This is a genomic window from Deltaproteobacteria bacterium, assembly GCA_019308995.1.
Taxonomy (GTDB): Bacteria; Desulfobacterota; Desulfarculia; order Adiutricales; family JAFDHD01; genus JAFDHD01.
Map to the genome: position 1 here is coordinate 1 of JAFDHD010000127.1, position 8248 is coordinate 8248.

Annotated in this window: 7 protein-coding genes; 2 read left to right on the forward strand and 5 right to left on the reverse strand. The window is 48.7% G+C overall.

The features are described from left to right. The 3 genes from JRI95_14990 to JRI95_15000 form a co-directional block, all read right to left on the reverse strand. A partial coding sequence (locus tag JRI95_14990) for a M20/M25/M40 family metallo-hydrolase (GenBank protein ID MBW2062849.1) occupies positions 1–561 on the reverse strand: 561 nt, incomplete at its 3' end. Between the two features lie 277 nt (positions 562–838). Beyond that, on the reverse strand, positions 839–1828 hold the full coding sequence (locus tag JRI95_14995; protein MBW2062850.1) for an ATP-binding cassette domain-containing protein: 990 nt from the start codon (positions 1826–1828) through the stop codon (positions 839–841). Then, positions 1828–2817 carry an ABC transporter ATP-binding protein gene (locus JRI95_15000; GenBank protein MBW2062851.1) on the reverse strand — a complete coding sequence of 330 codons (990 nt, stop codon included), beginning with the start codon at positions 2815–2817 and terminating at the stop codon, positions 1828–1830. The genes JRI95_14995 and JRI95_15000 overlap by 1 nt, the downstream gene beginning before the upstream one ends. A gap of 505 nt (positions 2818–3322) precedes the next feature. Here JRI95_15000 and JRI95_15005 point away from each other — a divergent pair. Both JRI95_15005 and JRI95_15010 read left to right on the forward strand, forming a co-directional pair. Further along, entirely contained in the window at positions 3323–4084 is a 762-nt protein-coding gene (locus JRI95_15005) for a hypothetical protein (protein MBW2062852.1), read from the forward strand. A 665-nt stretch (positions 4085–4749) separates the two neighbouring features. Then, positions 4750–5040, forward strand: a complete 291-nt coding sequence (locus tag JRI95_15010; protein MBW2062853.1) for a hypothetical protein — start codon at positions 4750–4752, stop codon at positions 5038–5040. Positions 5041–5255: 215 nt separating this feature from the next. Here JRI95_15010 and JRI95_15015 read toward each other — a convergent pair whose 3' ends face one another. Both JRI95_15015 and JRI95_15020 read right to left on the reverse strand, forming a co-directional pair. Further along, the gene (locus JRI95_15015; GenBank protein ID MBW2062854.1) at positions 5256–5879 is read right to left on the reverse strand and encodes an indolepyruvate oxidoreductase subunit beta; all 624 of its coding nucleotides are present in this window, start codon (positions 5877–5879) and stop codon (positions 5256–5258) included. Then, the gene (locus tag JRI95_15020; protein MBW2062855.1) at positions 5880–7790 is read right to left on the reverse strand and encodes a 4Fe-4S binding protein; all 1911 of its coding nucleotides are present in this window, start codon (positions 7788–7790) and stop codon (positions 5880–5882) included. Positions 7791–8248: the final 458 nt, after the last annotated feature.

Sequence of the window (8248 nt, forward strand, 5' to 3'; positions counted from 1 at the left end):
GCAAAAGAATCCCGACAGGCCGCCGGCCGTCCAGCCGCTACCGCCCTCGTTGAGCAGGTATTCGGCCCTGCATTTATCGGCCTGATTTTCGGCCAGCCATGCAGCTCCAAACCTACCTCCGGTCTCCTCATCCGCAACGGCTATGTAAATGAGGTCTCTCTGTAAAGGCAGGGAACGCCGGTGCGCCAGCAGAAAGGCCATCATCTCCATAATGCCAAGGCTCTTCATATCCAGAGCGCCTCGGCCCCAGAGGAAACCGTCTCGTATCTCGCCGCCGAATGGGTTGACGCTCCAGTTCTCCGGTTCCACCGGCACCACATCCATGTGGTGAAGCAGGATCAGTCCCGGCTTGGAGCCATCTCCTTCAAGCCGGCAGATAAGGTTGGGGCGTTCGGGATCAGCCGCGTAAGTTTCAACCTCGAGGCCTTCAGCCTCCAGGATTTTACATAAGAATTCCGCAGCCGGCTTCTCATGACCCGGGGGGTTGACGGTGTTTATCTGGAGGTATTCCTGGAGGTATTGAACGGCCTCTGCTTTTACTTCATCCCATAAAATTCTCATGCCTTCCTCCTCTCTGATTCTAAAATCAGGCTAGCTTGTTCCCTTTAATAAACCTCTTTGATCGCATTTTTCCGTGCCATTTTATATAATTATTTCTCTGTTCGTGCACCCTTTTTAAAAAAAACGATAGTCGGGACAATATAAGACCTCTTCAGGAATAAACGATTGGACACCCTTCTCGTGAAAAAGTAATGAAGGCGTGGCAGGTTTTTATTAAAGTATAAACAGGCAGGATGATAGCATGAATCAAGATCACTCAGGGGATATTGCACGGTCCTTAGACGTGATGACAAGCGACATAATGTCCAGGTGAAGTCTCTAAAAACTCAGGCTGAGACTCAGAGCAGACCGTATCGCTTCTGGAGCAGCGGGGGTGAAACTTACAGCCAGGGGGAGGGAAAATGGGGCTGGGGATTTCACCCGAAAGGGCAATGGCAGTCCTTTTGGCCTCCAGAGCTGGGTCTGGAATGGGAAGAGCCGAAAGCAACGCCTGGGTGTATGGATGAATCGGTTGGGCATACAGCTCCTTTTTATCCGCAAATTCCACGATTTCGCCCAGATACATGACTGCGACCCGATGACTGATATGCTTGACCACGGAGAGGTCGTGAGAGATGAAAAGATAGGAAATGTTGAACCTTTCCCGAAGATCCTCCAGGAGGTTGATGATCTGAGCCTGGATGCTGACGTCCAGGGCGGATACGGGCTCATCGCATACGATGAATTCCGGTCTGACTGCCAGGGCACGGGCGATACCGATACGCTGCCTCTGGCCTCCACTGAACTCATGGGGATACCGGGTGGCATATAAGGCGCTTAATCCAACCAGGGCCATCATTTCGACGGCTCTTTCCTTTCTTTCTTTGGAATTCTTATAGATTCCATGCACCCACATGGGCTCTTCAATAATCTTTCGCACCGTCATGCGGGGGTTAAGGCAGGCGTAAGGATCCTGGAAGATCATCTGCATGTGTCGCCGTGTTTTACGGAGCGTCTCGCCTTTTATCTTAACGAGATCCTGGTCCTGGAAGACGACTTCCCCTGCGGTGGGCCGGTGAAGCTGAAGCACCCCTTTGGCCGTGGTTGATTTTCCGCATCCGCTCTCGCCCACAAGTCCGAGGGTCTCGCCTTTTTCCAGGTTGAAGCTAACGCCGTCAACAGCCTTGATGAGCAGAATTTTACTTTTACCTGGCAGAGTGCCTACTTTTATGGGGAAATGGACCTTCAGGCCGCTAACTTTTAAAATTGCTTCATTTTTTACAGTCATCATTGAACTTTCCAGCATGCGACATAGTGATCAGATCCCCTTTCTTCAAGAGGAGGGCTGTGCGATGCACAGGTATCAATGGCGGATTCACATCTTGGGGCGTAGCAGCAACCTTGCGGAAGATTGATCGGGCTGGGGAGCCGGCCTTTAATTGAAAATAATCTCCTTTGCTCCTCCTCATAGACCCGGGGTATGGACTGAAGAAGACCGACCGTGTAAGGGTGCATCGGGCTATGAAAGAGCTCCATGTTCGAGGCCATCTCGACAATCTCACCTGCATACATAACAATGATGCGGTCCGTTGTTCCAGCCACAGCGCCGAAGTTGTGCGTGATCAGGATCGTAGCCATGTGAAGCTCCCGGGCCAGAGAAAGAATAAGGCGGAGGATTTGGTCCTGAATCGTCACATCCAAGGCCGTAGTCGGCTCATCAGCCAAGAGAATACTGGGATGGCAGGAGATGGCCATGGCGATCATTACCCTTTGCCTCATCCCGCCGCTCAACTGATGAGGATATGATTTCAATCTCATTTCTGGAGCAGAAATTCCTACCATATCAAGCAGTTCAATGCATCGGTTCTTCAGATCCTTCCCCTTAATGCCCAGATGCAATTCCATGACCTCGCTCATCTGCTTCCCGATGGTCAAAACAGGGTTCAGGGAGGTCATGGGATCCTGAAAGATCATGGAGATATGGTTTCCCCGAACCTTCCTCATCTCCTTTTCAGTGGAATGAAGCAGATCAGTCCCATTGAATGTTATCCGATTTGCGTGGATGTTCCCGGGCGGACATTGGATCAGGCGTAAAATGGAGAGGGCCGTAACTGATTTACCGCAGCCACTTTCACCCACTATGCCCAGCTTTTCACTAGGATAAAGATTAAAAGAAATACCTCGCACGGCTTCCACGATGCCGTCGCGGGTCTTGAATTTTACTTGCAAACCCTCGACTTCCAGAACAGCCTTGGATTTATCAGTATTAGCTTTCACCTGATTACACCTTCAAGTAATGCTCAAGTAATGCTTCTCAAACCCAGCAACCACCGTCTCAAAGAGTCGGGATTTCCTCTTTTTCATTTCAACCCGCCCTCGACAGATGAGGCCAAAACACTGAAGCGAGTGCTATTTACTTTAATTTATTAAATTATTTAGCGTAGTTACTTTCAAGATAGCTTCAATCTAACTCGTCATTATCAACAACTCCCTGTTCATTGTCAAGAAAATTTTATTCCATGGGATTATTGTCCAGGAAGCTGCTTTTTGGGTGTTCTATAAAAATCAAAGATATCATTCAGCGCTTATGGACTAGGAAAAAAGTATTAGTCACAGCATTGTATTTAGGACTTTATTACTAGATAAAAAATTTAATAAACCATACTATCTTCGTATTGACACCCTTTTAATGAGCAGGCTAAAATAACTTAAAATAAAAGAAGTTTGCTATATCAATCGAAAAAACGTTCGTCAGAGAAACGATATTATTGTGAGGTGCAGCATGAAAAAAGTTTTTGTTATGACATTTATATTGCTATTTATTACTTGTCTGGCTCTCGCGGGTTCCGCTCAAGCAGCAACCATAAGTTTTGGGGACACCGGGCCTTACTACTGGCCTGGCTATCCCAGCAGCTCCAGCACCATAAATAATACGGAACACTGGGGTATACCCAACATTACCGACGGGACCGCCACCTTTACAGGTTCGAGCCTCACCGGCGTGACGATCAATATGACAAAAATTCTCCCCAGATATGACTGGCTCTATGAAGGTGACCTGTTTATAGATCTGGGCGGGGATAAGACCTGGGATTACATCGTCAGCAATTATGCGAGCAGCTATCAAATTACCGGCGATCCTGATGATCAGGGAGCCACCTGGAAATTATACCAGGTAACCCCGACTGTTAATCTGAGCGATAGTTGGTTTTATATCTATTCTCATAATTTCGACGGATCTGGCACCATCAGAGACAATCACCCCATTGAAGTGGACCCGCTATACGCTGATTCTTATTTAGGAGAAGTAAGCAGCCCTGATGTGGCCTTTACAGGAATCGAATACAATGACAACCCCACGTTTGTGTCCTGGTCTTGGGATGCCACTGACGTTGATATCGGGGACGAGGCTTTCATCCTGGGCTGGGCCATAAGCTGCGCAAATGATAATCTTTATACACCAGTCCCGCTTCCAGGCGCAGCCCTGCTCCTTGGCTCCGGCCTGTTTGGACTGGCAGGACTGAGGAGAAAATTCAGCTCATAACCACACATAACCACACCTCACTGTCGTGGATTCTTCAGGCGGGCCTGGCAGCAGGCCTGCCTTTTTTTCTTTATCTGTCAATAAATCCTGTGATGACACCGCCTTCGAACTTCTTTCCGATTATCCCTTCAGATACCCGCTCCTTTCATTTTCACCATATTTCCTAAATCTCCTCATTTGAATAATTCTCTCTATCTCGGCCGATGATAGAGAAACCAACAAAGAAAGGGCCACTCACCGCCAGCCAGGATTCAACTCCACCAGCCGACCGGCCAGAAACGGTGGGACCTTCACAGGGCTCTATACTGAGCAGCCGCCAGACAGCCGGGACTTCTTAACGGACAGGCTTAAGAAAATCCGCCTCAGTTCCTCATTAAAATGCATTCTTTTGAACACATAGAATATAATTTAATAAATATTTTACTAAATTAAAATAAATTACTTGACATTAGATTATAAAAATGCTTAAATAATTGTAAATGGAACATGATTTTATGCTTTCATGATAGATTTGACCGCTGGGCGGGTCAATGGGAGAGGGATAAGTCCTGGGCTAGCACGTAATTTATTATGCCTCCAGGAAAATTTCGGCGTGTTTGATTTACGTGTACTTTGCCGCAAAAATCTTCGAATCCTTTTATTAAGACCTTTCAGGAGGAGCGATAATGGGATTTGCAGAGAAAGTCAAAATCAATTTAGAAGAAGCAAGGCGTCTGACGCTGGAAGAGTTGGCTTACCAGGTCGTGGTGGAAGGGAGGGTTTTCTCACTTGAGGTAAGAAGCCATTTTAAAAACAGCATTAAAAAAAGAAGGAAGGTTTCAATTCTGTACGTTAAAGAGGATTTGGAAGACTTCCTCGAAGATGGATACAACGTTTTTTCCGACTTTTTCCCGGACAACGCAACCTCTGAAATTGAAACCCCATATGGGATATCCTATTACAAGATCACCACTTGAAAGAAGTTCTGCTTCCTGACCTGATTCCACCGGGAAATACTTTCTCAAGACCCCCATAACCTTTTGTTCAAATCATTGCGCCAGCAATGGAACACATGGTTCTACTTGCCCAGTTCGTCGCTCGCTATATTATAAAACCCTTTGATAAACATCTTTCCGGATAACCGAAGCCTGTGCGTACAAATCCAGGGTTTAAGGCTAAATATCATTACCCCCTAGCCATGTCCGGCCAGTTGGATCGCTTTTCTTCCTTCCTCCAGGGCGGAGACATTGACCTCCAGGCCCTTCTGATCGAACCGTGCGGCTAGTGTTTCAATGAAGTTCGCAGTAGATAAAGGGATAAGCTCAAGTTCAAGAAGCGCCCCGATCATAATCATGTTACTCAGGATGGGGGACCCCATCTGCATGGCCTTTTCTGTGGCGTCAATATAATAAACCTGACCTGAAAGCTCGTCGAGGGCCTTTTTAATGTCCTCCATTTTTGGGTAGATTTCCTTTTCGGCTGTAACGTCAACCGGATAAATCGGACGCGTGTTGACGAGGACGACCACCTCCGGGTTACCATAGGCCGCCAGGACACGGAGGGACTCAACCGGCTCCAGCGCCACCACGACATCGCTTTTGTTTCTTGGAATAAGCGGACTTTGCTGCTTTTTTTTAGATATCCTGATATGACTCATGACCGCGCCGCCGCGCTGTGAAGCGCCGTAGGTTTCGCCGATGGTCACAAAAAAGCCTTTGTTCACCAGGGTCTGGCCGATGAGCTGAGAAGAAAGGACGTTTCCCTGCCCTCCGACTCCTGTGATAATAAGATTATAAGGATCTTTTACTTCGTTCATTCAAGCCGTCTCCTCTCTGACAATAGCGCCGGTGGGACATATTTCAGCGCACAGGCCGCATCCCACGCAGATAACTTCATCAATCTTGGCCTTGCCCGTTTCCTGATCCACAATCAATCCCGGGCATTTGAAGGTTCGGGTACAGAAACGATTGCATCCGCAGTCTTTGCCAAGACACAATTCCGCATCAATATGCATCCGGTAGGGAGGTTTTTCCTCTTTGAGACGCAAAAGGGCGCATTTCCGGCGCATGATCAAAACCTTGGCCCCGCCAGGACCTTCCAGCATATCTAACAGTTTCTGCCTGGTGCCTTCCAGGTCAAAAGGGTCTGTAACCTCGACCTTTGCCTCAAGGGCCTGGCAGACACCTTCGATTTCCACAGGTAAGACCGTTTCACCCATAGCATTTATTCCCACCCCGGGGTGAGGCTGAAACCCGGTCATGGCCGTGGCGCTGTTGTCGAGAATGACCATGATGAAATTTGAATTGTTAAAGTGGGCATTGGTCAAGGCTGGCAGGGCCGCATGGAAAAAGGTGGAATCACCGCAAAGTGAAATGATCGGCTGGCTGAAGCCAAAACGGGAAAGCTTGCCAAACCCAGACGCCAGACCGGTGCCTGTACCCATGGCCCCGCTCGTCTTTGAAAGCTCATAGCCCGCTGTATTTCGCGCCAAGGCATAACACCCGATATCGCCGGTCACGAAACCTTCCCGATCATCCAGCTCCAGCGCGCTTTTAATACTCCATAATGAAGCCCGGTGCGGACAGCCAGGGCAGAATCCCAGGACCCGATTCGGGACCATCATTTCCGCTTTTTTCGCGCTGGCTTCATAGGCGGGAGTGGCAAAAGTATATTCCATATCAAATATTTGGGTCAATGCATCCACAACCCGGTCTGAATTCATCTCACCGAAAAACGGAATGTGATGCGACTTCTTTCCAAAGAAAGTTTTAGGGCCGATCTGCCGCATAAAATCCGCAGCCAATTCCTTGACGTTTCCTTCTAAAAAGGGGTCCACCTCCTCGACAAACAGCACCTTCTCCGTTCTTTTGAGATACTCTAAAATGAGCTTCTCAGGGAGAGGCCAGGTGGTGCCGATTTTAAGAATGCCGACCATGTCATCGAGGCCTGTAAGCTCCACGGCCTCCTGAGCATACAGCCAGCCGCTCCCGCATGTCATGATGATCAGTTCAGCTTTTTCCGGCCCGGCATACTGGTTAAAGGGAGAGCCGTTAAAAATCTCTCGAAGCCGATCCAGGCTTTCATGAAGAAGCGGATGCTTTTGGTTCACCGGGTGTGTGACCCTTTGTTTTTCTTTATTAAAGTAAGGCCTTGCTTTTCTGCGAGGCAGTTCTCCCAGGATTACATTGCCTCTGGCGTGCGAAATCCGGGTTACGCCCCGCATCATGCAGACATTTTCAATGCTTTCAGAGAGGGTAAAGGCCCACTTGACCATCTCCTTGGCTTCCTGGAAGGTCGCGGGTTCGAGCAGAGGCAGGTCCGCCATTTTTGAAAACAGCCTCGAGTCCTGTTCGTTGGAGCTTGAATGAGACGAAGGGTCATCGCAGACGACGAGTAAAAGCCCTGCTTGCGTGCCGATCAGATTCAGGTTGAGCAAGAAATCGGAAGCCACGTTCAACCCATTCTGTTTCATGGCGCAGATCGCCCTAAGCCCGGAAAAAGAGGCGGCCGCAGCAACTTCAAGCGCCACCTTTTCATTTACAGACCACTCCACATAGATGCCCATATCCTCTGCCGCCTCCGCCAGGCTGGCAATGATCTCAGAGGAAGGCGTCCCCGGGTAGGCCGCGGCAACGCTGACTCCAGCCTCTAAGGCGCCCCGGGCCATGGCCTCATTCCCCATGAGCAATAGCTCTTTATCTGGCTCATTCAGACTGATGATTGACATAATGGTTTCTCCTTATGACATGCCTTGAAAGGCATAGGGTTATCAAAGCCGGTTTCAGGACTTATCTATATCATAATAAATACTTTTAGTTCATCTCTAAAAGAGTTGATGAAAAAAACTTGGCAACCATAATATGCCTGGATCGTGGTTCGTTCAGAAGGCGGCGCTTCTTGTAGCAGGAAAACGTGATAAAATGCGCATGACCTTTAAGGTCATGGATAAGCCGTTTTTTCATGGGGTCATCATATCTGACCAGCCTGTCCCGATCAACCCTCTTGTCGCTTCGCGACCCCGACAAAATTGTCGGGGCCACCCTTGTTTTTTCGCGGGAATGACAGTGCAAGTTGTTGTCATTCCTGCGCAAGCAGGAATCGTGCGCCCATGATGGCGCTCTACCCGCACGGTGAAAGTCCGTGCCGGAGCAAGCCTCAGCTCCGTAGCCAAAAGTAACTGCGCCG